Here is a 25,471-nt window from a genome sequence, read left to right as displayed (position 1 = left end):
TTCCGTTATTTCAAGAACGCGCGAATGCTTTCCGCGATCTCCTTCGCATGGGTTTCCAGCGCAAAGTGACCAGTGTCGAAGAATTGCACCACCGCATTGGGATTGTCGCGCTTGAATGCCTCGGCGCCGGGCGGGATGAAGAAGGGATCGTTCTTGCCCCAGGCCGCGAGGAACGGCGGCTTGTGGGTACGGAAATAGCTTTGGAATGACGGATAGAGCGCGACGTTGCTCTTGTAGTCGCCGAATAGATCGAGCTGCACGTCGTCGGCGCCGGGGCGCGCGAGATAGAAATTGTCGAGGTTCTGGCCGTCCGGCGACACCACGGCCGGATCGGGAACGCCATGCGTGTACTGCCAGTGCGTGGCCTCCGGCGTGAGCAAGGTGCGCAGCGCCTCGCGATTAGCCGGTGAAGGGTCTTGCCAATAGGCCTTGATCGGAGTCCAGCCTTCGCTGAGGCCATCCTCATAGGCGTTGCCGTTCTGCGAGATGATGGCCGTGATCCGCTCGGGATGGCTGAGGGCCAGCCGAAAGCCCGTCGGCGCGCCATAGTCGAACACATAGATTGCGAAGCGATCGAAGCCGATCACTTCGGTGAAGCGCTCGATCACGCGCGCGACGTTGTCGAAGGTGTAGCGGAAGGTGTCGCGTGCGGGCATGTCGGACTGGCCGAAACCGGGAAGGTCCGGCGCCACGATGTGAAACCGGTCTGCAAGCTGCGGGATGAGGTCGCGGAACATGTGTCCCGCGCTCGGGAAGCCGTGCAGCAGGAGGAGCTTCGGTGCGCCGGGCGCGCCGGCCTCGCGATAGAACACCTTGAAGCCGTCGACGACTGCGGTGCGGTAGGTGGTCCGGGTCATGGCCGGTCTCCATTGCTGTTCGTAACCACTCAAAGCGATGCTTTGGGGTTATCCGCCTTTGTCACGTAACTTGTCAATCGACATTTTAGAGGTTACTTAGAGCCCAGCTTTCGGACCGGACAGGGACCGCTCATGGACAGACCGCCCGCCATGTTCATCGCCGACTCGCTCGGCCTTGATTTCCTCAACTCGGTGGCGACACCGGTCGATACGCCGGTCGATTGGCTCGACGATGGCGAGGGTCTGGTCGACTGGCTGGCACAGGCGAAACTGGTGCCGGCGGATGAGCTGGGTGCGCTGAAGGCGCGCGCGATGCCGGGCGAGCTCGATAAGGTCGCCGGTCAGGCCCGTGCCTTGCGCGAGTGGTTTCGCGGTTTCGTTCAGGCGCATGCCGGCCGGCCGCTCACTGCGAAGGCGTTGCATGAGCTTGGCCCGCTGAACGGCGTCCTGGAGCGCGATGAGGCGTTCAGGCAGATCGTGCCGCGCAACGGTGAGCAGGGTGACGGTCTTGCGCTGCTCAGGATGCGGCGCTGGCGATCACCCGAATCCCTGCTGTTGCCGATCGGGGAAGCGTTGGCGAAATTTGTCTGCGAGGAGGATTTTTCCGACGTGAAGGCATGCGAGGGTCATAACTGCACGATGCTGTTCGCCGACCATACCCGGAGGCGCGCGCGGCGATGGTGCACAATGGCGATCTGCGGCAACCGGGCCAAGCAGGCCGCACACCGCAGCCGGCTCAAGAGCCGGCAGTGATCGATCGCGGCGCTACATGCGACGCAGTCAGGCCGCCGCGACGCGAACCGGCATACTCGCAAGGCCACGCAGGGAATTGTTGAGCCTGCGCTTCGGCTCCGCCGTGAGCTCGATGGTCTTCACGCGCCTTGCGAGCTCGCTGAAGATCAATTCGCCTTCCAGACGCGCAATCATCTGGCCGACGCAGGCGTGAATGCCGGCGCCGAAGCCGACGTGGCCGGTCGCGACCCGTTCGACGTCGAACCTATCGGGTCTGTCCCAGCGCGCGGGATCGCGGTTGGCGGAGGCCATGAACAGCAGCACCTTGCGATGCGCCGGGATCACGCCGCCGCCGATCTCGACGTCGCGCGAAGTGGTGCGAAAGAACGTCTGCACCGGCGAATCGTAGCGCAGGCCTTCCTCGAAGGCGTTGCGCGCCAGCTCCGGTCTGTGGTGAAGCTTGCGATATTCATCCGGATGGGTGACGAGCGCGAGCAGAGTGTTGCCGATGCCGTTGACGGTGGTGTCGATCCCCGCGGTGAGGAACGGCCGCACCAGATGCGTTGCCTCGTGCTCGGTGATCTCACCCTCGTCGGCCGCCTGGTAGATCATCATGCCGAGCCCGTCGGGCCGTAGCGCATCTCGCGCGCAACATTCCATGATCCAGCTCTGGGCCGCGAGACCTGCCTTGCGCGATGCGGCCAGCATCTCGTTCTCAGGGCCAAAGCTGTCGAACACGAACGTGCTCCAGGCCAGCAGCTTCTCACGGCCGTCCGGCCGGATGCCGATCGCATCCGGAAAGACCTTCATGGGATAGGCTTCGGCGAGATCGGTAACGGCATCGAACGAGCCTCTGTCGATCAGCTCCGACACCTTCTTCTCCGCTTCCCGCTGAAACGTCTCGCGCAGCTTCCTTGCGACGCCCGGAGACAGGGTGCGGCCGAGAACCCGCCGGCCTTTGTCGTGGTCGGGCGGATCGATCTGGAGCGTCAGCGGCCTTGGCAGTGCCGGGTTCATGCCGTGGAGCCCGACGCCCTCGCCACTGATGAACGTCTTCCAGTCCTTCAGGGCCGGCTCGACCTCGGCATAGCCTGCCATGGCCCACACGCCGTAGCGCTCCAGCGCGAACGCAGGCCCGAGCGCGCGCAGCGCCTCATAGGCAGGATAGGGGTCGATCAGGAAGTCAGGCGCAAACGGGTCAACCGGACTCGATGCAATGCCGCTCATGGTCAGCTCCCAACGGCTATTGTATCGTCAGCGGGCACTGGCCTTCGCTCTCGGACCGGAACGCGTCCTCGCCCTTGACCGTGGCAACCACCTTCAGCAGATCCCAGGCGGAGGTCGAATCGTCGGGAGCCTTGACCTGCAAAAGATAGAGCGGATGGATCTTGCGTCCGTCCTTGCGGATGTAGCCCTTGCCGAACAGCGGATCGTCGGTCGGAATCTCCTTCATCGCCGCCACCACCGCCTTGCCGTCCTTGGCGCCGCCGGCCTTGTCGACCGCTTTGAGATAGTGAATGACCGAGGCATAGACGCCGGCCTGCATGTCATTCGGATAGGCCTTCGAGGGAATGCGTTCGGCGAAACGTTTCGCGAAAGCACGCGTGCCGTCGTTCAGATCCCAGTAGAACGGGTTCATGATCTGCGCGCCCTGCGCAAATTTCAGTCCGAGCGCGGGCAGGCCGTTCATGCCGAGGATCAGTCCGGCCAGCTTGTGGTCCTTGGTCAGCCCGAATTCGGCGGCCTGCTTCATCGACGTGATGGTGTCGTCCCCGGCATTGGCAAAGCCGATGACGTTCGCGCCCGACGCCTGGGCCTGGAGCAGGAAGGAGGCGTAGTCGGCCGTTCCGAGCGGATGCCGCACGCTGCCGAGCACCTCGCCGCCGGACGCTTTCACGGCCTCCGCCGCCTGCTTCTCCAGATCATGACCGAAGGCATAGTCGGCGGTGATGAAGAACCACTTCTTGCCGCCCTGCTGCACGATCGCCTTGCCGAGGCCGCGCCCATAGGCATAGGTGTCGTAGGTCCAGTGCACGGTGTTCGGCGTGCATTTCTCGCCGGTCAGGAGCACCGTTCCGGCCCCCGATCCGACGAAGACCTTGTTCTTTTCGGCGCTCATGCCGGCGACAGCGAGAGCGATCGACGAGTTCGGAATGTCGAAGATCGCATCGACACCTTCGTTCTCGTACCAGCGCCTGGCGATGCCGATGCCGATGTCGGTCTTGTTCTGATGGTCGGCCGCGACGACCTCGATAGGCTTGCCGCCGGCCTTTCCGCCATAGTCCTCGACCGCCATCTTGGCGGCGATGACCGAGCCGATGCCCTGATAGCTCGCGAACGGACCCGATTGGTCGTTCAGGATGCCGATCTTCACGACGTCCTGGGCGAATGCCGGTGCGGCCGTCAGCATCGCGGCCAACATGCATAATTTATGCAGGAATTTGCTGTCCATTGTCTCCCTCCCATGTGCGGTCTTGGTGCCGCTGAATAATAGTTATATTTTATAGCTATTTTTGAGAGTGTCAATTCGGCTGGCTTATGGCCGGCCGCGGCGGATTGAGGATCATGAGCTCGAAAGCGTTACGACCCGGAGCGAAGTCCGCTCAGCAATCGGAGACATCGCTCGATTTGCGCGCGCTTCGGCGGACGCCCGGCTTTATGCTGCGCCTTGCGCAGCTGAAATTCTTCGAAGGCTTCTACGAGGAGTTTGCCGCATTGGGCTTGACGCCCGCGACCTATGCGATCTTCGTCGTCATTCGCGACAATCCGGGGGTTCCCCCCAGCAGCCTTGCCAGCGTGCTCCGCCTGCGCCTGCCGAACCTGATCAAGAATCTGAACGAGCTCGAATCGTCCGGCTTCATCAAGCGCAACCGCTCGAAGTCCGATCGCCGTGCCGTCGAACTGATGCTGACGCCAAAGGGCGCAAAGCTCATTGCCGAGGGGGCAAGGCTGACGCAGCCCTACAATGAAAGAATGTTGGCGCCGCTCAGCGAGGCCGAGCAGCGTACGCTGCTCGACCTCTTGAATCGGATTCTGCCGCTCTAGCCCTTCTGGGACGATCTGAGGCCGATCGCCGCAAAGCTGTCATCTCCCGCCAAGGCGCGGCAGCTCGACGGGTTTCGGAGGGCTGCAGCCGGTTCCGTGCCCCAAAATCCACCCAATCGGTGGTCACTAAGCCCCGCGGGGGAGGCCACTGCCTCCCCGTGGCGGGACTGCTGGACGGATGATTCATGTGAGGCGACTAGTCGTGCTGGCAGCGGTTGCGCTGCTCGCCTTGAGCAGCGGCATGGCCGCGGCCTCACCGGCCAAGTCCAAGACCACTGCGGCCGTCCCCGCCGCGCCGCCGCCTCCGCCGTTCGAGCCATTGCCGCCGCCGAAGGTTTATCTGTTCCGCGGCGCCATGGGGCCGATCTTCTCGACCGGCATGGATCGGCTCGGCGAGAAGCTGACGCAGGCCGGCTTCTCCGCCGACGTCTACGAATTCACCCTGTGCCGGCTGATCGGCAACCGCGTCATCGCCAGCTACAAGGAGAAGGCGGCACCGATCGTGCTGATCGGGCACTCCATGGGCGGGCTGTGCTCGATCGTCATCTCCGAGATGGCGGCCAAGGAGAACATCCCGATCAGCCTCGTCATCGCCATCGATCCCGCGCATGCGACCGGCGACGTGCCGCTCAATGTCGAGCGCTTCATCAACATCTTCCTGTCCGACAGCGTGCTCGGCGGCGGCGACGTCGTCACCGTGCCCGGTTTTCGCGGCCATTATGCCAGCTATGATCTGAAGGAAAATGCGCGCGTCTCGCACATCAACATCGAGAAGTCCGACGACATCCATCGCCAGATCGTCGAGATGGTCACGAAGTTGCCGCGCATCCCACCGCAGACCCAGGCCGATGCCGTGCCGCTGCGCTATCTCGTGCCCGCCGATACGCTGGTCGAATTATGGGACAGCGGCGTTCGGCTGCCGGTTCGTCGCGGCGACACCATGGAGAGCATCGCCGCCGCCAACCGCGTGCCGCTGTGGTCGCTCGCGCAGAGCAATTCGCTTGCAGAGGACGCTCAGCTCACCCCCGGCCAGACCATCATCGTCCCGCGCCATCTGACACCGCCGGAGCCGGCCGCAGCGATGGCGATGCCGCCGCCGGCCGGGCGGAGGTAGGGATTCTAATCGTAGTCGGTGCGCTCCCTCCGCCGCTTGCGGGGGAGGGTTGGGGAGAGGGTGTCTCACCCCCGAGAGGAGAGAGCCCTCACCCGCGCCTTCGGCGCGACCTCTCCCGCAAGCGGGAGAGGTGCAGGGAGCCAGCGGCAAGACTAGTCTCAATAGCGGCAACGACCTCACACATTCGACCCGTGAATCGCGTCGATCACGGCGTCGGTCACTTCCTTCGTCGTCGCCTTGCCGCCGACATCGGGCGTCAGAACGCCGGCGGCGCAGACGCGCTCGACGGCGGCCATCAATCGGCTCGCCGCGTCCTTCTCGCCGAGATGCTCGAGCATCTGCGCGCCGGTCCAGAACGTCGCGACCGGGTTGGCGATGCCTTTGCCGGTGATGTCGAAAGCCGAGCCGTGGATCGGCTCGAACATCGAGGGGAAGCGGCGCTGCGGATCAATGTTGCCGGTCGGCGCGACGCCGAGGCTCCCGGCGAGCGCGCCGGCGAGATCGGAGAGGATGTCGGCATGCAGATTGGTCGCCACGATGGTGTCGAGGCTCTTCGGATGCAGCGTCATGCGCACCGTCATGGCGTCGACCAGCATCTTATCCCAGCTGACGTCGGGAAAATCAGCGGCGACCTCGGCCGCGATCTCGTCCCACATCACCATGCCATGGCGTTGCGCGTTCGACTTGGTCACGACCGTCAGCAGCTTGCGCGGACGCGACTGCGCGAGCTGGAAGGCATAGCGCATGATGCGGCTGACGCCGACGCGCGTGAACACCGCGACTTCCGTGCCGACTTCTTCCGGCAGGCCCTTGTGGGCGCGGCCGCCCATGCCGGCATATTCGCCTTCCGAATTCTCGCGCACGATCACCCAGTCGAGATCGCCGACGCCGACATTGCGCAGCGGCGAGGCGACGCCCGGCAAAATTTTGGTCGGCCGCACGTTGGCGTATTGGTCAAAGCCCTGGCAGATCGGCAGGCGCAGTCCCCACAGCGTGATGTGGTCGGGCACGTCGGGCGCGCCGACCGCGCCGAAATAGATCGCGTCGAATTTCTTCAGCTCGGTGAGCCCATCGGCCGGCATCATCACGCCGTGCTTTTTGTAATAGTCCGAGCCCCAGTCGAACGTTTTGACGTTGAAGGCGAGGTCGCCGCTGCGTTTTGCCAGCGCCTCCAGCACGCGGATTCCGGCTGAGATGACCTCGGGACCGATCCCGTCAGCGGGAATGGCTGCGATCGAATGGGTGCGCATGAGAATGCTCCGTTGAGAGATCAGTGGGATTGCGGGACGGGTTCGACGGGCGCTGGTTGCGCGCGCGACAATAGCAGGGTGAGGACCGCAGAGAGAACGAGCAGGCCGGCGACGAAGTAAAGCCCGCCGACAAAACTGCCGGTCTGATCCTTGATCCAGCCGATCATGGCGGGACCGACGAAGCCGCCGAGATTACCGATCGAGTTGATGGTGGCGATGCCGGCCGCGGCCGCGGGTCCGGACAGGAACAGCGTCGGCATGCTCCAGAGCGGCGGTTTTGCCGAGGAGATGCCGATATTGACCAGCGTCAGCGCGACCAGCACGGCGACAACGCCGGCCGCGAGACCAGCATAGGCGAGACCCGCGGCGGCGATCAGGCAGGCCCACACGACGTGCCAGGTGCGCTCGCCGGTGCGGTCCGAATGCCGCGCCCACAGGATCATGGCGATGACGGCGGCCGTTGCCGGCAGCGCATTGAGAAAGCCGACCTGAAGCGAGGATAGGCCAAACTGCTTGATGATCTGCGGCGCCCAGACGCCGAGCGTATAGAGGCCGGCCGAAGTGCCGAAATAGATCAGCGACAACGCCAGCACACGGGGATCGGCGAGCCCGCGCCAGATGCTGTGGCTCGCAGTCGCGACCTTGCTGGTGGTCTCGACGTTCATGGTCTCGACCAGCCAGCGCCGCTCGTCCTCGGCAAGCCATTTCGCCTTCTCGGGGCGGTCGGTCAGAAAGCCCAGCACGACGAAGCCGAGCAGCACGGCCGGCAGCGCCTCCAGCACGAACAGCCATTGCCAGCCCTTGAAGCCGAGCATTCCGTCCATCTCCAGCAGTGCACCTGAGATCGGCGAGCCCAGCACGGTCGAGAGCGGCGCGGCCGCCATGAACAGAGCCGTCACCGCGGCGCGCTGGCGCGCCGGGAACCAGTAGGACAGATAAAGGATGATGCCGGGAAAGAAGCCGGCTTCGGCAACGCCAAGCAGGAAGCGCAGCACGTAGAAGCTGGTCGGCCCTTGCACGAACGCCATCGCGGCCGAGACGATACCCCAGGTGATCATGACCCGCGCGATCGAGATCCGCGCGCCGATCTTGTGCAGGATGATGTTGGAGGGCACCTCGAACAGGAAATAGCCCCAGAAGAAGATGCCGGCACCGAAGCCATAGACCGCCGGCGACAAGCCGATGTCCTTGTTCATCGTCAGCGACGCGAAACCGATATTGACGCGGTCGATGAAGGCTACGAAGTACAGCAACATGATGAAGGGAACAATGCGCAAGGTGATCTTGCGCAGCACGCGCGTCTGAATCTCGCTCGCCACCCTGGCCTCCTGCAATCCCGGTTTATCGTTGTGTCGGCGGGCCGGAGGGCCCATGCCGGCGACGAGCCTAGGCGGGGGCAAGCAGCAGACTCAATTGGCGCTGGTTTATACAAAAAAATGATATAATCATGAGGAGGATCAGAGGACCGGCGAATGGAATTGCATCAGCTTCGCTGCTTCGTGGCGGCGGCCGAACAGCTGCATTTCGGCCGCGCGGCGCAGCAGCTTCAGATGCTGCCCTCCGCGCTCGGCCGCCAGATCAGGCTGCTGGAGGAGGATCTGGGCACGCGGCTGTTCGCGCGGACGACGCGCGCGGTGTCGCTCACCGAGGACGGCGCGACGCTGCTGCGCGATGCTCGCGCCATCCTGGCCCGAGTCGAGGCGGTTGAGAGCAATTTGCGCAACCGCTCACGCGCAGGCGCGCGGCGGCTCCGCGTCGGCGCCATCGACAGCGCGGCCGCGGGATTGCTGCCGCCGCTGCTGCGCGATTTCCGCGACAAGCATCCTGACATCGCGGTGCAGCTCCTCGAAGACAAGACGATCCGGCTGCTGCCGAAGATCCTGACCGGCGCGCTCGATCTCGCCTTCGTGCGTCCGCCCGACCGCGCCGACAAACGGCTCGAATTCCGCGATCTGCTCCAGGAGACGGCGATCGTGGCGTTCCCGCAGCGGCATCTGCTGGCCAAAAGGACGTCGATCAGGCTGGCTGACATCGCCGACGAGGCAATGCTGGTGCCGGACCGCCGCTCGCGGCCGCACAGCCACGACCTCACGATGAAGCTGTTCGAGCAGGCCGGCCTGACACCACGCATCGTGCAGGTCGCCGATGAGAAGCAGACCATCATCAACTTGGTCGCAACCCGGCTCGGCGTTGCGATCGTGCCGCGCTGGACCGCGCGGATGGCGGTGACGGGCGTACGCTTCGTGCCGCTCCGGCCGAAGCAGGTCGGCCCGGTCGGCCGGCTGCCGCTCGCCGCCGCATGGCTGCGCGGCTCGCGCGATCCGGCCCGCGACGCCATGCTGGCGGTGCTGGAAGCGCGCCTGCGCAGCTATGCGCGGGAGGCCTGAGACGCTATGACGGAAGCTCGGATCAAAGGTGAGTGCGATGTCTGAACAGAGAGTGTCGAGCGAGTTGCGGGTTGCCATTGCGGGGCTGGGCTCGATCGGCACCAAGATCGCAGCTGCGTTGGATCAAGGCATCGAAGGCCTGACGCTGTCGGCGGTGGCCATGCGCGATCCTGCCAAGCATCAGGCGTTTCTCGGTGGCCTGCGCCGCCCGCCGCGGGTCTTGCCGATCGACCAGCTCGGCGAAGTCGCTGACATCGTGGTGGAATGCGCGCCAAGCCGGCATCTGCGCGAGATCGTCGAGCCCGCGGTCAGGCGTGGCAAGACCGCGGTCGTGGTCAGCGTCGGCGGGCTGCTCGACAATTTCGATCTCGTCGATCTCGCCCGCGCCAATGGCGGCCGCATCATCGTGCCGACCGGCGCGCTGATCGGGCTCGACGCCGTCAACGCTGCCGCAATCGGCACCATTCATTCGGTGAAGATGGTGACGCGCAAGCCGATCGACGGCTTGAAGGGCGCGCCGTTCATCGTCGAGAACAACATCGACATCGACAAGCTGCGCGAGCCGCTCAATCTGTTCGAAGGCACCGCGCGCGAGGCGGCGAAAGGCTTTCCGGCGAACGTCAATGTCGCTGTTGCGCTGTCGCTGGCGGGCATCGGACCCGATCGCACCCAGATTCAGGTTTGGGCCGACCCCACCGTGACGCGCAATGTTCATCGCATCGAGATCGAGGCGGATTCGGCGCGCTTCTCGATGTCCATCGAGAACATCCCGTCCGAAAATCCCAAGACCGGATTGATTACAGCATTGTCCGTGATCGCGCTGCTGCGCAAGCAGCGCGCCACACTCTGCGTCGGAACCTGACGCTTAGGCCCCCGTCACGCGCCAGATCACGTTGCCGACGTCGTCGGCCATCAGCAGCGACTTCTTGTCGGGGCCAATCACGACGCCAACCGGACGGCCGTAGGATTCCTTCTCGTCGGGAGACAGGAAGCCCGACAGGATGTCGCGACCGGGGCCGGACGGCTTGCCGTTCTCGAACGGAATGAACACCAGCTTGTAGCCCGACAGCTTGCTGCGATTCCACGAGCCGTGCTGGCCGATCACCATGCCGTCGGGGAAGCCGGGCAGCGTGCCGGCGGGCATCCAGCACAGGCCGAGCGAGGCGGTGTGGCCGCCCAGCGCGTAGTCCGGTTGAATCGCCTTGGCGACCATCGCCGGATCCTGCGGCACGCGGTCGTCCACCGTCTTGCCCCAGTAGCAATAGGGCCAGCCATAGAAGCCGCCGTCGCGCACCGAGGTGAGATAGTCCGGCGGCGTCTCGTCGCCGAGGCCGTCGCGCTCGTTGACGACGGTCCAGAGCACGCCCGTCGTTGGCTCCCAAGCGAGTCCCACCGGATTGCGCAGGCCAGCACCAAAAATGCGATGCGTGCCGGCGACGAGGTCGAGCTCGTAGACCGCGGCGCGGCCCTCCTCGACCTCCATGCCCATCTCGGCGATGTTGCTGAGGGAGCCGACGCCGGCATAGAGCTTCTTGCCGTCGGGGCTCGCGAGCAGGCTGCGGGTCCAGTGGCCGCCCGGCTTGAACGTCGTGAGCCGCTTGCCCGGCGCGGTGATGCGGTCGGCATTGGCGACGTAAGGAAACGCCATCACGCCGTCGGTGTTGCCGACATAGAAGGTGTCGCCGACCAGCGCCATGCCGAATGGCTGGCTGAGGTTTTCCATGAAGGCACCGCGAACCTCCGCAACGCCGTCACCGTCCTTGTCGCGCAACAGCGTGATGCGGTTGGCGGAAACGCCGAGCGCGGCGGCGCGCCGCATCGTCGCCTGCATCGCGTAGTGGAATACGGTGCGCGGGGGGCCTGCGATCTGCGTCGCTTCCGCGATCAGCACGTCGCCATTGGGCAGCACCTCGATCCAGCGCGGATGATCGAGCCCGGTCGCGAACGCATTGACCTTGAGCCCGGGCGCGACGGTCGGCTTCTGGCCCTCGCTCCAGCCACGCGCGGTCGGCATCTTCAGCGTCGGGATCGCGCCTTGCGGCTTCGCCTCGGGGATCGCAGGCGTCTCTCCCCAGGCGGGTGCGGGCTCGGTGCCCGACAGCTTCCGCCATTGCAGCGCGATGCCGCCGAGGAGCGCAACGAACTGCGCAAAGATGCTTGAAAACGTCATGAGAAGCCCCTGTGTGCGCGCGCATCCAACTGGTTGACGGGGCAGACGTCAACCTGTGCGGCATGCCGCCGGGGTCTATTCCCTTGGAATGGCAGCCGATCGAATTTGCATGGGACGAGCACCGACGGGCTGTGCGCTGAGATCAGCGGCTGATTTGCCGCTCGAGCCGCCGTGCCGCGCGAACATCATCGAGGTGACGATGTTCGGTCTGAGCGCGGCCTCCTTGGACAGGAGGTGATAGACCCGCGCCACCGTGCGCTGCTTCCGCTTCGGCCACCCGGGCGGCAACACCCGCGCCTTGCGGACGGCGGCAATCGCGTGCTCGCGAAAATAATCGTAGGCGTCCGCCATGGCTCGATGCTCTGCGGGTGGTTGCATGCGTCGAGAGCTAACGGGGGCAGGGAGCGGCGGTTCCCGGCGAGGCGCACTGCCTCCACAGCGTCGTCCTGGCGAAAGCCAGGACCCATACCGCGGAATCTATCGGTTGTGGCGCGGTGGGAGTACCGGACGCGACTCTCCGCCAAACTCCTCCCTGGGGGTAATGGGTCCTGGCTTTCGCCAGGACGACGTCGGAGAGTGTGGCGGCCTCTTCGTCACCGCGGCGACAGGAACGGGATGATCATCGGCACGCGGCGGCAATAGGCGCCGTAGGCGTCCTCGCCGAGTTCCTTGGACAAGAACACTTCTTCCATCCGGCCCTTCTGCCACATGCCGAGCGAGATCAGGATGGCACCGAGGATCGCGGTCACCGTGCCGACCGCGATACCGGTCGCCAGCATGCCCGCGATCAGGCCGGTGTAGATCGGGTGGCGCACGATGCCATAGGGACCCGTGTCGATGACGCGATGGTCTTCCTTGTGAGTGATGGTGTTGGACCAGAATTTTCCGAGATGCAGCCGTCCCCACCAGGTGAAGGAGATGCCGGCGAGCACGATCAGGGCCGTGATGTAGACGCCGGTATTACTGAACACCCAGAGCGGCTTCTCGTTCAGCACTTCGGCCGTCCACGGCGTGAACAGGATGCCGCCGACCAGGATCGGGATCCGATAGCGGCCGGACTCCAGCGTCATCACCTGCTTCTGGGTGCGGCCCTGCCAGAACGAGGCGCCGACCCAACTGGCGAGCCAGGCGAGCCAGATCAGGGCGAGCAGTTGCGTCGGCCAGGTCGTGGTCCAACCACCCCAGGCGACAGAGAGAAGCTTGCTGAAATCGAAGGACATGAAGGTTCTTTGCGTTGGGCGGAGCGCTCAGCTCGCGCGCGAGGAGAGCGCGTGATGCTCGATGGCGCCGGAGGCGGGCAGGCCGCCGCGGGCGAGAAGGTGGGTGATGGTTTCGCGCAGGACGGGCTCGATCGGACGCGGCGAATAGCCGAGCTCGGTGCGGGCCTTGCCGATCGAGAGATCGCTCGCGGCGAGTGCAATGCGCACGCCCTCGGCGGTGCCGTTCGGCGGCCGGCGCGTGATGCGATCAGCGATGGATTCGAGCATGATCGCGGAGAGCTCGGCGATCCTGCCGGGCACGACGACCGGAAACTGCCGCCGGCCGCTCATCGCCGACATCATGCGCAGGATGTTGCCGAGCGGGACGCAGTCGCCGCCGAGAATGTAGCGGTGGCCGAGGCGGCCACGCTCCATGGTCAGCACGAGGCCCATGGCGACGTCGCGGACATCGACGAGGTTGACCAGGAAGTTGAGATGCGGCTGCACCTTCTTCTGGAGGAAGTACCACAGCATCGCGGTCGGCGGCGTCAGATTGTGATCGGCGGCGCCGATCGGCATGGTCGGCGTGCCGATCACGAGCGGAAAGCCAGCGGCGGCAGCCTTCGCGGCGCAATGCTCGGCGAGCGCCTTCGAGCGCGTATAGGCACCGGGCATCGCATTGGCCGGCTGCAGCGCCTCTTCGGCGGGAACGCCGTTGAGGTCGGAATAGGGGAACAGGATCGATTCGGTCGAGCAGTGCAGGAAGCGAGACACGCCGCGCTTCATCGCGGCCGCGAGCACGATCTCGGTGCCGCGGCAATTGACCTCGTGAAAGTCCTGTTTGTTGGCGGCCCACATGCCGGGCAGGCCGGCGAGGTGATAGACCTGATCGACGCCGGCCAGCGCGGCATCGACCACATCGCGGTCCAGCACCGAGCCATGGGCATATTCAACGTCCGCGTTCGCCGCGGCCGGAGCGCGGACATCGAGAACACGCACCCGCTGCCCACGGGCGCGGAGCGCTTCTACGAGATGATGTCCGATGAAGCCGCTGCCACCGGTAACCAGTACGAGAGCCATGAAGACGGTTTGCTGTTTCGCTTCTGGAAGTTATCGAGTCGAAAGGGAATTGGTCGGAAGAGGCCCCAGAATCGCGGCAAGGTCGCGACGGAAGCCCAGTGCAATGAATAATTTTGCCATCACGAACATCGGTCCAAGCAAAAGATGCGAGGGAAAAGTGAACAACGAGGCCTCGCGCCCCTCAAAAACCTTGTGGCCGATGGTCTGCGCGGCGAGGCCGAGCACGACCAGCGTGGCAAAAATCGCCCACATCGCCACCGTGCCGACTTGCGCCGCGATGGCGGTCGCAATCGAAAACAGCACAATGGAGACGGCCAGAATGCCGAGCCCGAGCCCCAGATCGAGCAGCAGCCAGTAAATCAGAACCGGCAGCGCCAGGATTACCGCGAGGCTGACATCGAATCCGAACAGCGGCAGCCTGACCAGTGTCAACGGCATGACGGCGCCGGTGAACAGCAGTAGGATGCCGACCACATGCATCGCCGTGTTCCGGGGATCGCGATGGTACTCGACGTAGACGGCAAGTTGGCGCTGAAAAAAGCCACCCATTTCGGTCTCATGCAGCACGGGGTCGGGGGAAGGGGCGAACAGAGGCTATAGCACCTGATAGGGCGGTGCACAAACCGGCGCTATTGTCGCGCGAGACCGCGCTGTTGCGCTGTGAGACAGATCACAAAATGGCCAGAACTTCAAAGGGTTCCGTCAGCGCGAAGCCGCGTTCGCTCAGTGTTTCTTGGCGGGCTTTTTCGCCGCAGGCGCAGGTGCCGCAGCCGGACGCGCAGGCTCCTCCGGCAGCTTGGCATAGGTCAGGATCTGCAACTGGCCGTTGACGGCCGAGGTCGGCTTGGCCCGGTCGAGAAACTGCTCCTCGCCGAGGCCGATCGGATGCAGCCGCTTGGTCGAGATCTTGAAGGTGTTCACCAGCACGTCGCGGATCGCATCAGCCCGGCGCTGACTCAGGATCGCATTGGCCTCGCGCGTCTTCGAGTTGGACTCGACATGGCCGACGATCAGGAAGGTGTAGGGCAGCAGCGAGGAATGCACCAGCGCATCCGCGATGCGGCCCACAGTCTGGTAGGACGCCGGCTGGATGATCGGCGTGTCGGCGTCGAACTGGATCTGTGCGTTGAAGGCGGGCAGCTTGGCGAGGTCAGGCGCGATCAGCGGCCGGTTCACCGGACCGGGATCGTTCTTGATCCTGGCCTTGGCGCGCTCCATCACCTGCTGCTTCAGCGCGGGAAGATCGACTTCGGCGGCTTCCTCGAAATGGTTGAGCTTGCCGACGATGTCGTCGCGGGTCGGCGCCGCCGTCTGCGCGCGGGCGGCGCCCGCGAGCAGGGCGAAGCCCAGCGCGATGCCTAGTCCGGCGGTGGAGAGCCCCTTCGCGCACATCAGCGATACCCCGCGTCGTCGACGGCCTTCAGGCAGTTGTTGCTGATGCCCTTGGGCGTCGAGACCAGACAGGGGATCGATTTGCTGGTCTCCTTGGTCGAGCCGCCGCAGACCTTGACGATTTCGCGCTGGCAGGCGTTCGCCACCGTGACGCGCGCGGCGACGCGCTTCTGGATGGCGTCGAAGACGCCGAGATAGTCGCTCTGGCATTGCGGGGACAGCACGTCGCGGTTGCGCGACAAGCACTCCTTCAGCCGGGTCGAATCCGGATTGACGCCGCGGCAATTGGCGACGATTTCCGCACCGCAGCTCGCCGCCAGCTTTCCGATCGAATCGCCAAAGCTCATGGTCTCCGCCGCCGCAAGCGACGGCATCCCCAATACAAGCACGATCAGTGTGATGGAGCCCCGGACCATGGGTTGCATCTGATACGGGGAAGTTCGCGATGGTCAAGAGCTGTTCGGACCAGAACTGTCGAGAGTCCGGCCAGTGCGGCGAACAGTCCTCACTCGGTGGCGTCGGCGCGGGGTGGCCATTCGATCTGGGCGACCATGTGGTTCCTGAGATCGTCGGCAAATTCCGGATCGGCTTCGAGCTCGGCCAGCGTCCGCGGCGGGGGAAGCTGCTGGCCGTCCTCGATCAGGTCCTGCGCATAGAGCGCGAGCGCCTCGGGCGCATTCTCAAGGGCCTCGTCGACGTCGTCACCGCCGGAGATGCAGCCGGGCAGGTCCGGAAACCAGACGCCGACGGCATCGTCCGGGCCGGCATCCTCGATGATGGCGATGTAGTGAGGCATGGCCTCACGCCCGCTGCACAAAGCTGTCCACGACCTTCTTCTCGCCGGCCTTGTCGAAGGCGATGGTGAGCTTGTTGCCGTCGATCTTGGTGACGCGGCCGTAGCCGAATTTCTGGTGGAAGACGCGGTCTTCCAGCGAGAATTCCGAGGTCGTGCCGGTCGATTTGGCGACCAGCTCGCCCTCGATGGTGAGGGGACCGCGGCGGCGCGATGAGAAGCTGCCGAAATCGGGTGAGGACGATGCGGAGGAGAACGAGGCGGCCTCTTCCTCGAAACCGCCGCGGCCGCCTTGGCCGCCGCGGTTGCGGTTGGCCTGGGCGCGCTGCCAGCCCGGCGTCGAATAGCTGGAGCCGAACGCCTCCATGTCGTCGAAGCGGGAGGCGCCGTAGCCGCCGGTGCCGCCCCAGGCCGAGCCGCCCTTGGATTCCGTGATCTCGACATTGGCCGCCGGCAATTCGTCGAGAAAGCGCGACGGGATCGTGGTCGACCAGGTGCCATGGATCCGGCGGTTGGTCGCAAAATAGATTTTCGCGCGGCGTCGGGCGCGCGTGAGACCGACATGGCCGAGCCGGCGCTCTTCTTCCAGCCCGGCGCGGCCTTGCTCATCCAGCGTGCGCTGGCTCGGGAACAGGCCTTCCTCCCAGCCGGGCAAGAATACGTTGTCGAATTCGAGTCCCTTGGCCGAATGCAGCGTCATCAGCGACACCGCGTCGTCCTCAGCGCCGCCGTCGCGGTCCATCACCAGCGAGATGTGCTCGAGGAATCCCTGCAGGTTCTCGAACTCCTCCATCGAGCGCACGAGTTCTTTCAGGTTCTCCAGCCGGCCCGCGGCGTCGGCTGAACGGTCCTTCTGCCACATCTCGGTGTAGCCGCTCTCGTCGAGCACGATCTGGGCGAGGTCGGTATGCGTGGTGACCTCGCGCTGGGCACGCCAGCGGTCGAACTGCGTGATGAGATCGCGCAGCGAGCCGCGCGCCTTCGGCTTCAGCTCGTCGGTCTCGACCACCGCGCGTGCCGCTTCGAACAGCGGGATGCGGCGCTTGCGCGCGTGGTCGTGCAGCATCTGCACGGTGGCGTCGCCAAGCCCGCGCTTGGGCGTATTGACGATGCGCTCGAAGGCGAGATCGTCGGCCGGCGAGTTGATGACGCGCAGATAGGCGAGCGCGTCGCGGATCTCGGCGCGCTCATAGAAGCGCGGGCCGCCGATGACGCGATAGGGCAGGCCAAGCGTGACGAAGCGGTCTTCGAACTCGCGCATCTGGTAGGAGGCGCGCACCAGGATCGCGATCTCATCGAGCTTCTCGCCCTGGCGCTGGAGCTGCTCGATCTCCTCGCCAATGCCGCGCGCTTCCTCTTCGGAATCCCACGAGCCCGTCACCGTGACCTTCTCGCCGTCCTGGTCCTCGGTGCGCAGCGTCTTGCCGAGCCGGCCTTCGTTATGTGCGATCAAATGCGAGGCGGCGGCGAGGATGTGGCCGGTCGAGCGGTAATTGCGCTCGAGGCGAATGACCTTGGCGCCCGGAAAATCGTGCTCGAAGCGCAGGATGTTGTCGACCTCGGCGCCGCGCCAGCCATAGATCGACTGGTCGTCGTCGCCGACGCAGCAGATGTTTTTGGTGGGGCCCTTCTGCTCCCTCTCCCCGTCCTTCACGGGGAGAGGGCTGGGGTGAGGGGCTGTCTCCAAGAGCGCGGTGCTCGGAGAATCCCCCTCACCCGCATCGCTTCGCGATGCGACCTCTCCCCGCACGCGGGGAGAGGTGGACGACGGCGCCTGCGATAGCAGCCGCAGCCAGAGATACTGCGCGACGTTGGTGTCTTGGTACTCGTCGACTAGGATGAATTTGAAGCGCTGCTGGTATTGCCTGAGGATGTCCGGATGCTCGCGGAAGATGCGGATGTTCTCCAGCAGCAGATCGCCGAAATCGGCGGCGTTCAATATCTTCAGCCGCTCCTGGTAGCTCGCATAGAGCTTGCCGCCTTTGCCGTTGGCGAACATCGCGGCCTCGCCCGACGGCACCTGCGACGGCATCAGGCCGCGGTTCTTCCAACCGTCGATCAGCCCGGCCAGCATGCGTGCCGGCCAGCGCTTGTCGTCGATGTTCTCGGCCTGCAGCAGCTGCTTGAGCAGCCGGACCTGGTCGTCGACATCGAGCACGGTGAAGTTCGACTTGAGCTGCGCCAGTTCGGCATGGACGCGTAGGATGCGGCCACCGATGGAGTGGAAGGTGCCGAGCCACGGCATGCCCTCGACGGCATGGCCGAGCATCTGGCCGAGCCGGTGCTTCATCTCGCGCGCGGCCTTGTTGGTGAAGGTCACCGACAGGATCTCGGCGGGGCGGGCGCGGCCCTGGCTCAGGATGTGGGCGATGCGCGTGGTCAGGACACGCGTCTTGCCGGTGCCGGCACCGGCCAGCACCAGGACCGGACCGTCCAGCGTCTCCACCGCCTCGCGCTGCTCCGGATTGAGCCCGGAGAGATATTTCGGGCCCACTGAGGCGCGCGCACGCGCGGCGATGCCGCCGGCTGCGGGCTGGTGGTCGGGAACGCCTGTGATCTTGCTCGGCTCGGTCATGCGAATCATTGGCCCCACGATGGCACCGCGGGGTGACGGAAGGGAGCCTTCTTAACAGGGATTGGTCCTTATATGGGGCGCCGGGACAGGGTTTTCCACGTGCGCGGCAGGCCGATTTGTTCCTGCGAAGGCTGCGAATTTCGCTCCTGCGTGGGCCGGAACCATCGTTCTCGCGTCGAGATTGTCTGGGCAGGTGGCGCGGCAGCCGCGCTGGACGCAGACAGACATCAAGACGAGGGTTTGACCATGCTTGGCTGGGTTGTGACGTTTCTGGTTATCGCACTGATCGCCGGTATCCTGGGCTTCGGCGGCATCGCCGGCGCCTCGATCGAGATCGCCAAGATCATCTTCTTCATCGCGGTCGTCCTGTTCCTGGTCTCGGCCGTGGTCGGCTTGGCGCGCGGCCGCAACAGGGTATAGCGCGGCTACCGCTTCGAGGGCATCGCCACGTTCCGGCCGATGCCCTCGGGTCGGGCTACCGCGCTGTGGGCCTTTGTGACCGCAGCGATGCGCTCGCGGATATCAGGCGGAAACGGCGCAACGCGCCGCGCATTCATGTCCATGTGCAGCGACATGTTCTCGGACGTGGCCGACAACCAGCCCTCGGTCGCGTGACGCATCTCCTCAAAGGTGTGCAGCCGCTTGTCGTCGGCCTCCAGCAGCCAGACGAAGATCTGCACGGGATCGCCGAGATGGATCTCGCGCAAATAGCGCACATGGCATTCGGCGGTGAAGCTCGAGCCGCCTCGCTCCTTCATGTAGGCCGGCCCCATCCCGAGCTCGAGCCAGAGCTGGTCGATCGCCCGGTCGAACATCACGTTGTAATAGGCCATGTTGAGATGGCCGTTGTAGTCGATCCATTGCGGCTCGATCTGCATGATCGAGGCGCGGAATGGCTGCGCTTGGGGCGCTGAGGCGGTAGTCTCCGGCATATGTCCTTCCCTAGCCATGCGTCCGGTCCCTTGACTTGACCGGTTTTATGTCCTTTGCCACGCTTCTTCTCTCGGGAGGAATGTCCGTGGGCACGACCATCACCAATAATCCGCCGCGGCCGGAGCCGAAAGCCCTCGCAAGTGCGCTGGAACAGCTTGCCGCACGCTTCGGCAACCGCCTCATCACCTCGCAGGCCGTTCGCGAACAGCACGGCCATACCACGACATGGATCGTCAACCAGCCGCCCGACGGCGTGGTGATGGCGCAGGAGACCGCCGACATCCAGGACGTGGTGCGGATCTGCGCCAACAATCGCGTGCCCGTCATTCCCTTCGGCACCGGCACCTCGCTTGAGGGCCAGGTCAACGCGCCCGCGGGCGGCATCTCGGTCGACCTGCGCGACATGAACAAGGTGCTCGCCGTGCATGCCGAGGATCTCGACTGCGTGATCCAGCCCGGCGTCACCCGCAAGGCGCTCAACGAGCACCTGCGCGACCAGGGCCTGTTCTTCCCGATCGATCCCGGCGCGGACGCTTCGCTCGGCGGCATGGCCTCGACCCGCGCCTCCGGCACCAATGCGGTGCGCTACGGCACCATGCGCGAGAGTGTGCTGGCGCTGAAGGTCGTGCGCGGCGATGGCGAGATCATCACGACGGGCACGCGCGCGAAAAAGTCGTCCGCCGGCTACGACCTGACGCATCTGTTCGTCGGCGCCGAAGGCACGCTCGGCATCATCTCGGAACTGACGATCCGCCTGCGCGGCATTCCCGAGACCATCGCGGCCGGCGCGGTGTCGTTCGAGACCGTGCACGGCGCCTGTCAGGCGGTGATCCTGGCGATTCAGACCGGCATTCCCGTCGCGCGCATCGAGCTGCTCAATGCCGCACAGGTGAAGGCCTGCAACGCGTACTCGAAGCTGACGCTGCCGGAGACGCCGCTGCTGCTGATGGAATTCCACGGCAGCGAGATCGAGGTTGGCGAGCAGTCCAAGGCCTTCGGCGAGATCGCGAAAGAGTGCGGTGGCGGCGAGTTCTCCTGGACCACCAAGCCGGAGGATCGCACCAAACTGTGGCAGGCCCGGCACGACGCCTATTGGTCGGTGAAGGCGCTACGCCCCGGCGACAGCATCGGCGTGGTCGCAACCGACGTCTGCGTGCCGATCTCGCGTCTCGCCGACTGCGTCAGCGAGACCGAGGAGGATCTCAAGCGCCTCAACCTGTTGTCGCCGATCGTCGGCCATGTCGGCGACGGCAATTTCCACTGCTCGCTGGTGTGTGACGTCAATGATCCCGGCGAGATGGCGCGCGGCGAGGAGTTCATGCATCGCCTGGTCGAGCGTGCGCAGGCAATGGACGGTACCTGCACCGGCGAGCACGGCATCGGCCAGGGCAAGCAGAAATATCTCAAGGCCGAGCTCGGCCCCGAAGCGCTGGATGCGATGCGGGCGCTGAAAAAGGCGCTCGATCCGCTCAATATCTTCAACCCCGGCAAGATCGTGCCGGAGGCCTAGGGCCTGCGTGGCCAGCGACCGGGAACTTTCGGCAGCGTTGCCGGTTCCAATTCCCGCCAAGTTCCGATGCCTCAATGGCAGGGCTTTGCGCGGGAGGGTGTAATGATGCGACCGGTCGTCGGAATTGCCGCGGTGGCGTTTGCCTGCATGCTGGCAGGCGCGGCGCTGGCCAAGGGTGGACATGGCGGCGGTCACGGCGGTGGCCATGGAGGCGGGCATGGCGGTGGTCATCACGGTGGCGGCCATTTCCGCGGCCATGGCGGTGGGCACGCGCACGGCGGCGGGCATCATCGCGGGATGCGGTTCACCACCGGCGCCCGGCATGGCGGCCCGAATTTCGGTCAGATTCGCAATGCGGCGATACGGCCGGCGAACTTCCGCAATGCCCTGAACTCCAGCGCATTCCGGAGCGGCCGGCTGATCAGCAATCCGGCGGCGCGTGCGCAGCTCGCCGCCGCAGCCGCACTCGCGGGCTGGAGCGGCGCAAGCAGCGGATGGTGGCAACATGCGGGTGGCGGCTATGGCTGGGTCGGACCGCTGTTCTGGCCGTTCGCCTACAATGATCTCTACGACTACACGATCTGGGGCGACGGGCTGGGCTTCTGGGGCTACGGCTATCCCGACATCTATGCCGGCATTTTCGGCCCCTACGGCTATGATCGCCTGTCGGCCTATCTGCCGCAGCAGCCGCAGGGACGACGGCGAGCGCGCGGCGCGCCGCTCGATCAGCTCTGCGGCAGCGACCGCCGTGCAATCGTCGGTCTGCCGATCGATCAGATTGCAGCCGCGGTGCAGCCGAGCGATGCGCAAGGCGCCGCTCTCGATGCGCTCGGCAACGCCTCGATCGACGCGGCAGCGCTGATCCGCACATCCTGTCCGACGCAAGCCGCAGCGACGGCGCCCGGCCGGCTCGCGGCGATGCAGCAGCGTGTCGAGGCCATGCAGAAGGCCGTCGATCTGGTCCAGCCCGCGCTCGACCAGTTCTATGGTTCGCTGACCGACGAGCAGAAGGCACGCTTCAATGCGCTGGCTGACGACCAGCGGCGCGCGACCGCATCGAACAATGCGAGCGGATCGTCGGTGCAGAGTTGCAGCGCGTCCGCCGCGTTCGATTGGCCCGGCGCCACGATCGAGGAGAGGATTCATCCGAACGATACCCAGCGTGCGGCGCTCCAGGTGCTCCAGGATACCAGCGCCAAAGTCAGTGCATCGCTCAAGGCGGCCTGCGAGCCCAATGACGTGATGACACCGCCGGCACGCATGGCCGCAATCCGCAAGCGCCTCGACGTGATGCTGGATGGCATCAAGTCGGTGCGCGCGGCGCTCGATGATTTCTACGCGACGCTGAATGACGAGCAGAAGGCGCAGTTCGAGGCGATCGGCCCGCGCCGCATGTCGTGAACGCCGCAAGCAATCGAAGACCAGGGGTGGGGCAATGAAGTGGTTCGCAAGGCCAGCACCGGCTGACATCTGGGACGAGCCGATCCAGGGACCGATCGGCGACATCGAAGCAGCCGACCGCATTCGCAATATCTGCCAGGCTGCGCGGGCGATCGCCGAAGCCGCCGGAAGTTCAGCGCCGACCGGCACGCGCGGGCGCTATGAACGCGCGGCCCGCGTCGCGATGGAAATCGCGATGAAGATCTCCGACGACCTGATGCGCGACGACGCTGTCCGCCGCATTGTCGATCTCTGCATGAAAGCCGACGACATCAAGACTGCGCAGATACTCTCGCGCGCGATCCAAGCTGGCTGGATCCGGGAGGCCGTGCAGCAGGATTATCCGGTGCTGTCGCAGTAGATCCGGCTCGCGCCATTGGCGAGCCAGATTTCTGTTTGTGCCGGACCGGCTTAATATCTGCGGTCGTCGCCGCGGTAGTGATCTCCGCCGCGGCCGCCCATTCCCATGCCGATCCCGATTCCGATGCCGATGCCCTGCATCACGGCGCCGGGCGGCGGCCCCGGGGGCGGCGCGCGCTCGTAGACCACTTCCTCGGGCGGAGGGGCGGGCCGGCGCTTCGGCGGCGTCTCGACCACCTTGCGCTTCGGCGGCGTGTCGTCGACGCGCTTCTTGATGATGGGCGCGACGCTCGGATTGACCGGCGTTGCCGGTGCCGATGGCGTCGAGCACGGGCAGGTCGGCGCCATCGCGACGGCGACCGGGGCTGGCGTCGCAGCGGCGGCAACGGGCAGCCCATAGTTGCGGTTCTGGACGCGGAGCAGCAGCCTGCGCGCGGTCGCGGCGAGATCGCTGTTGTCCCAGTTCGCAAGATAAGCTTCGAACGAGGCGCGGGTGTTGATCGAGACCGCGCGTTCCCAGGCCAGCATCTGCCGCCGCCGTTCCAGCACGGTGCGCAGGCGCGGCGTGCGGGCATCCTGTGCGTAGAGCTCGATATAGGCCTGATAGGCCGGCACCGTGTCCTCGGTGATCACGAGCTCATAGGCGACCTTGGCAGGCTTGCCCTGCAATTCCTTGCGCCAATCCTCGACGCTGCGGGTGGCACTGGCGAGCGCCATCGAATCTGCGCCTGGAAGGGACGACGGCTGGCTGCTTTCGCCGAAGAACTTGAAGTCGGTGGTGAGCGACGAGCTTTCCCAGGGGATCTGCCGCCCGTCGGTCGATTGCGCCACCGCGACGCGGATGCGCTTGAACACCTCCTCGATCGGCAGATTGGGCTGCTTGGCGATGGTCAGCGCGGCCGTGGTGTAGGGGCTGTCGATGCCATTGCCGTCCTCGGCTTCGGCGCCGGGCGAGGTCGAATAGGAGATGAAGGAGCCGGGCGCGCCGGCCTTGGTATCGACGATCGCAAGCCCATGGCCGGCGCCGCTGAGCGCGGGGAACGGATTGTTGCGGCAGGCATCGAGCATGAAGATGCGCGCCCGCGTCGGCAGCGCGCCGAGCGTGTTGAGCAGATCGTTCAGCCGCACGCCCTGGAGCGGAATGTCGGCCTCGCGCTTGGGATCGAGATCGACGGGCACGAGATAGTTCTCGCCGTCGATCTGCAGGCCGTGGCCGGCATAGAATACCAAAGCGACGGTATCGGCACCGCTGGCGCCGACCTTGCCGGCGAAATCCGAGATCGCCGCGCGCATCTCGTTCTGTGCCAGATTGGCCGCCGTGGTGACGGTGAAGCCGGCATTGCCGAGCAGCTCCGTCATGCCCTTGGCGTCGTTGGCGGCGTTGGGCAGTTCCGGCACTGTGCGATAGGCGGATTGGCCGATCACGAGCGCGAGCCGCGCTTCGGCGGCGGCGTCGCTCGGCGTCATCACCTGTGCGAGCGCAAGAAAACCGGATGCAAGCAGCAAATTGGAAAAGGCTGGACGGCGCATGGTGTCACCTCCATTGGCAATGCGCACGATGATGGCACCTTTTCTAAGTCCCTGCCATGACACCGTATGTGCGCTGGCTCACGTTGGGCGTGCGACAAATCGGGCAGTGGGTCTGCCGGAGCTGGCGCGTCCGGCCGTGCGCCGTCATGGCAGTCCGCGATCCCAGGGTGTCACAGGCGCAAAGCGCGCGGCGAGAAAGTCGATGAAGGCGCGCACCTTGGCCGGCGGGCGGCGGTCGGGCAGGTAGACCGCATGCACTGCGGAAGTCTGGATCTCCGGCTGGTCGAGCGCGAGTGCGACGAGCGCGCCGCTGCGAAGATCGTCGGCGATGATGAAGGTGGGTTGTCGCGCGAGGCCAAGGCCGGCCAACGTCGCCGCGCGCAGCGCATCGCCATTGTTGGCACGCAAGGTGCCGCTGACCTGGACGCGGATCTCGCCCTCGACGCCGAACAGCCATTCCGCCGCGCTCGCCTGCTGCGAGAGCGTGTAGCCGAGGCAATTATGTCCGGCGAGGTCGGCGACGGTGCGCGGCGTGCCGTGCTTGGCAAGATAGGAAGGTGCGGCACAGACCACGAGGCGGTTCGGCGCGAGCTTTCGGGCCACCATGCTGGAGTCGCGCAAGCTGCCGATGCGGATCGCGAGGTCCCAACCTTCCTCGGCGAGGTCGACGAGGCGGTCGTTGAGACCGAGCTCGACGGTGACCTCGGTATGGGCTGCCGAAAACTCCGCGATCAGCGGCGCAATCTGCCTTGTGCCGAACACGACGGGGACGTTGACGCGCAGCAGCCCGCGCGGCTCGACGCGTTCGCGTGCGATCGCGGCGTCGGCGGCCTCCATGTCGGCGAGAATGCGCTCGGCAGATTCAAGATAGCTCCGTCCGGCCTCGGTGATGGAGAGCCGCCGCGTGGTGCGGTGGAACAGTTTTGCGCCGAGCCGCGCCTCCAGCGAGGCGACATGCTTGGTCACCATGGTCTGCGACAGGCCCATGGCCCGGGCCGCGCCGGAGAGGCTGCCGACTGCGGCGACCTTGGCGAAGATCTCCAGACTGGTCAGGCGGTCGAGCAAAACCTATCTCACTCTGTCAGTGTGAGGTATATTTCGAAA

The 25,471-nt window shown here is 65.4% G+C and carries 25 protein-coding genes and 1 pseudogene; 9 read left to right on the top strand and 17 right to left on the bottom strand.

The genetic code is table 11. The features are described from left to right. Positions 1 to 5 precede the first annotated feature (5 nt). The gene (locus LRP30_RS35040; RefSeq protein WP_249757774.1) at positions 6 to 857 is read right to left on the bottom strand and encodes an alpha/beta hydrolase; all 852 of its coding nucleotides are present in this window, start codon (positions 855 to 857) and stop codon (positions 6 to 8) included. A gap of 132 nt (positions 858 to 989) precedes the next feature. Here LRP30_RS35040 and LRP30_RS35035 point away from each other — a divergent pair, with 132 nt between their 5' ends. Further along, entirely contained in the window at positions 990 to 1,610 is a 621-nt protein-coding gene (locus LRP30_RS35035; RefSeq protein ID WP_249757773.1) for an ABATE domain-containing protein, read from the top strand. 27 nt (positions 1,611 to 1,637) lie between these two features. Here LRP30_RS35035 and LRP30_RS35030 read toward each other — a convergent pair whose 3' ends face one another. Both LRP30_RS35030 and LRP30_RS35025 read right to left on the bottom strand, forming a co-directional pair. Next, a complete protein-coding gene (locus tag LRP30_RS35030) occupies positions 1,638 to 2,816 on the bottom strand; it encodes a cytochrome P450 (protein WP_249757772.1) in 1,179 nt (392 codons plus the stop codon). A 16-nt stretch (positions 2,817 to 2,832) separates the two neighbouring features. Beyond that, entirely contained in the window at positions 2,833 to 4,041 is a 1,209-nt protein-coding gene (locus LRP30_RS35025; protein WP_249757771.1) for an ABC transporter substrate-binding protein, read from the bottom strand. A gap of 113 nt (positions 4,042 to 4,154) precedes the next feature. On the opposite strand from LRP30_RS35025, the gene LRP30_RS35020 reads away from it, so the two are divergent. Together LRP30_RS35020 and LRP30_RS35015 are read left to right on the top strand one after the other, a co-directional pair. After that, positions 4,155 to 4,634, top strand: coding sequence for a MarR family transcriptional regulator (locus tag LRP30_RS35020; RefSeq protein WP_249757770.1), 480 nt, complete (start codon positions 4,155 to 4,157; stop codon positions 4,632 to 4,634). Between the two features lie 178 nt (positions 4,635 to 4,812). After that, positions 4,813 to 5,748, top strand: coding sequence for a LysM peptidoglycan-binding domain-containing protein (locus LRP30_RS35015; protein ID WP_249757769.1), 936 nt, complete (start codon positions 4,813 to 4,815; stop codon positions 5,746 to 5,748). Positions 5,749 to 5,924: 176 nt separating this feature from the next. On the opposite strand, the gene LRP30_RS35010 is transcribed toward LRP30_RS35015, so the two are convergent. Further along, complete coding sequence (locus LRP30_RS35010) at positions 5,925 to 6,998, bottom strand: tartrate dehydrogenase (RefSeq protein ID WP_249757768.1); 1,074 nt, start codon at positions 6,996 to 6,998, stop codon at positions 5,925 to 5,927. Positions 6,999 to 7,018: 20 nt separating this feature from the next. Further along, entirely contained in the window at positions 7,019 to 8,317 is a 1,299-nt protein-coding gene (locus LRP30_RS35005) for an MFS transporter (protein ID WP_249757767.1), read from the bottom strand. A gap of 153 nt (positions 8,318 to 8,470) precedes the next feature. Here LRP30_RS35005 and LRP30_RS35000 point away from each other — a divergent pair, with 153 nt between their 5' ends. Then, positions 8,471 to 9,385 carry a LysR family transcriptional regulator gene (locus LRP30_RS35000; RefSeq protein ID WP_128944693.1) on the top strand — a complete coding sequence of 305 codons (915 nt, stop codon included), beginning with the start codon at positions 8,471 to 8,473 and terminating at the stop codon, positions 9,383 to 9,385. Positions 9,386 to 9,422: 37 nt separating this feature from the next. After that, entirely contained in the window at positions 9,423 to 10,247 is an 825-nt protein-coding gene (locus LRP30_RS34995; protein ID WP_249757766.1) for an aspartate dehydrogenase, read from the top strand. 3 nt (positions 10,248 to 10,250) lie between these two features. Here LRP30_RS34995 and LRP30_RS34990 read toward each other — a convergent pair whose 3' ends face one another. The 9 genes and pseudogenes from LRP30_RS34990 to LRP30_RS34950 form a co-directional block, all read right to left on the bottom strand. Next, entirely contained in the window at positions 10,251 to 11,555 is a 1,305-nt protein-coding gene (locus LRP30_RS34990; protein ID WP_249757765.1) for a sorbosone dehydrogenase family protein, read from the bottom strand. 142 nt (positions 11,556 to 11,697) lie between these two features. Next, positions 11,698 to 11,906, bottom strand: a pseudogene (locus tag LRP30_RS34985) (hypothetical protein). 242 nt (positions 11,907 to 12,148) lie between these two features. Further along, positions 12,149 to 12,775, bottom strand: a complete 627-nt coding sequence (locus LRP30_RS34980) for an isoprenylcysteine carboxylmethyltransferase family protein (protein ID WP_091879119.1) — start codon at positions 12,773 to 12,775, stop codon at positions 12,149 to 12,151. Between the two features lie 27 nt (positions 12,776 to 12,802). Then, a complete protein-coding gene (locus LRP30_RS34975; RefSeq protein WP_249757763.1) occupies positions 12,803 to 13,834 on the bottom strand; it encodes an NAD-dependent epimerase/dehydratase family protein in 1,032 nt (343 codons plus the stop codon). Positions 13,835 to 13,864: 30 nt separating this feature from the next. Continuing rightward, the gene (locus tag LRP30_RS34970) at positions 13,865 to 14,383 is read right to left on the bottom strand and encodes an Mpo1-like protein (RefSeq protein WP_164940315.1); all 519 of its coding nucleotides are present in this window, start codon (positions 14,381 to 14,383) and stop codon (positions 13,865 to 13,867) included. 174 nt (positions 14,384 to 14,557) lie between these two features. Beyond that, positions 14,558 to 15,226 (bottom strand): OmpA family protein, encoded by a 669-nt coding sequence (locus LRP30_RS34965; RefSeq protein WP_249757762.1) that lies wholly within the window; start codon positions 15,224 to 15,226, stop codon positions 14,558 to 14,560. Beyond that, positions 15,226 to 15,642, bottom strand: coding sequence for a hypothetical protein (locus LRP30_RS34960; protein ID WP_091879108.1), 417 nt, complete (start codon positions 15,640 to 15,642; stop codon positions 15,226 to 15,228). Before LRP30_RS34960 ends, LRP30_RS34965 begins: the two co-directional genes overlap by 1 nt. A gap of 89 nt (positions 15,643 to 15,731) precedes the next feature. Then, the gene (locus LRP30_RS34955) at positions 15,732 to 16,022 is read right to left on the bottom strand and encodes a type II toxin-antitoxin system HicB family antitoxin (RefSeq protein ID WP_249757761.1); all 291 of its coding nucleotides are present in this window, start codon (positions 16,020 to 16,022) and stop codon (positions 15,732 to 15,734) included. Positions 16,023 to 16,026: 4 nt separating this feature from the next. Further along, entirely contained in the window at positions 16,027 to 18,603 is a 2,577-nt protein-coding gene (locus tag LRP30_RS34950; RefSeq protein ID WP_249757760.1) for a UvrD-helicase domain-containing protein, read from the bottom strand. Positions 18,604 to 18,840: 237 nt separating this feature from the next. Between LRP30_RS34950 and LRP30_RS34945 the strand changes: the two genes are divergently transcribed. Beyond that, positions 18,841 to 19,014 (top strand): DUF1328 domain-containing protein, encoded by a 174-nt coding sequence (locus tag LRP30_RS34945; protein ID WP_018319670.1) that lies wholly within the window; start codon positions 18,841 to 18,843, stop codon positions 19,012 to 19,014. A 5-nt stretch (positions 19,015 to 19,019) separates the two neighbouring features. Here LRP30_RS34945 and LRP30_RS34940 read toward each other — a convergent pair whose 3' ends face one another. Next, the gene (locus tag LRP30_RS34940; RefSeq protein WP_249757759.1) at positions 19,020 to 19,526 is read right to left on the bottom strand and encodes a thioesterase family protein; all 507 of its coding nucleotides are present in this window, start codon (positions 19,524 to 19,526) and stop codon (positions 19,020 to 19,022) included. An 86-nt stretch (positions 19,527 to 19,612) separates the two neighbouring features. Between LRP30_RS34940 and LRP30_RS34935 the strand changes: the two genes are divergently transcribed. From LRP30_RS34935 to LRP30_RS34925, 3 genes are all read left to right on the top strand, one after another. Continuing rightward, entirely contained in the window at positions 19,613 to 21,037 is a 1,425-nt protein-coding gene (locus LRP30_RS34935) for an FAD-linked oxidase C-terminal domain-containing protein (RefSeq protein ID WP_249757758.1), read from the top strand. Between the two features lie 102 nt (positions 21,038 to 21,139). Then, the gene (locus tag LRP30_RS34930; RefSeq protein WP_249757757.1) at positions 21,140 to 22,438 is read left to right on the top strand and encodes a Spy/CpxP family protein refolding chaperone; all 1,299 of its coding nucleotides are present in this window, start codon (positions 21,140 to 21,142) and stop codon (positions 22,436 to 22,438) included. 34 nt (positions 22,439 to 22,472) lie between these two features. Beyond that, positions 22,473 to 22,838 carry a hypothetical protein gene (locus tag LRP30_RS34925; RefSeq protein ID WP_249757756.1) on the top strand — a complete coding sequence of 122 codons (366 nt, stop codon included), beginning with the start codon at positions 22,473 to 22,475 and terminating at the stop codon, positions 22,836 to 22,838. Positions 22,839 to 22,888: 50 nt separating this feature from the next. Here the strand turns inward: LRP30_RS34925 and LRP30_RS34920 are convergent, their stop codons facing one another. Continuing rightward, positions 22,889 to 24,367: a caspase family protein gene (locus tag LRP30_RS34920; RefSeq protein WP_249757755.1), complete on the bottom strand. Its 1,479-nt coding sequence runs from the start codon at positions 24,365 to 24,367 to the stop codon at positions 22,889 to 22,891. 144 nt (positions 24,368 to 24,511) lie between these two features. Beyond that, complete coding sequence (locus tag LRP30_RS34915) at positions 24,512 to 25,432, bottom strand: LysR family transcriptional regulator (protein ID WP_128935989.1); 921 nt, start codon at positions 25,430 to 25,432, stop codon at positions 24,512 to 24,514. Between the last annotated feature and the right edge of the window lie 39 nt (positions 25,433 to 25,471).

This window comes from Bradyrhizobium sp. C-145 (assembly GCF_023375135.1).
Classification (GTDB): domain Bacteria; phylum Pseudomonadota; class Alphaproteobacteria; order Rhizobiales; family Xanthobacteraceae; genus Bradyrhizobium; species Bradyrhizobium zhanjiangense.
Note: the sequence above shows the minus strand (reverse complement) of the source record. Positions and strands in the feature narration are given on the sequence as shown.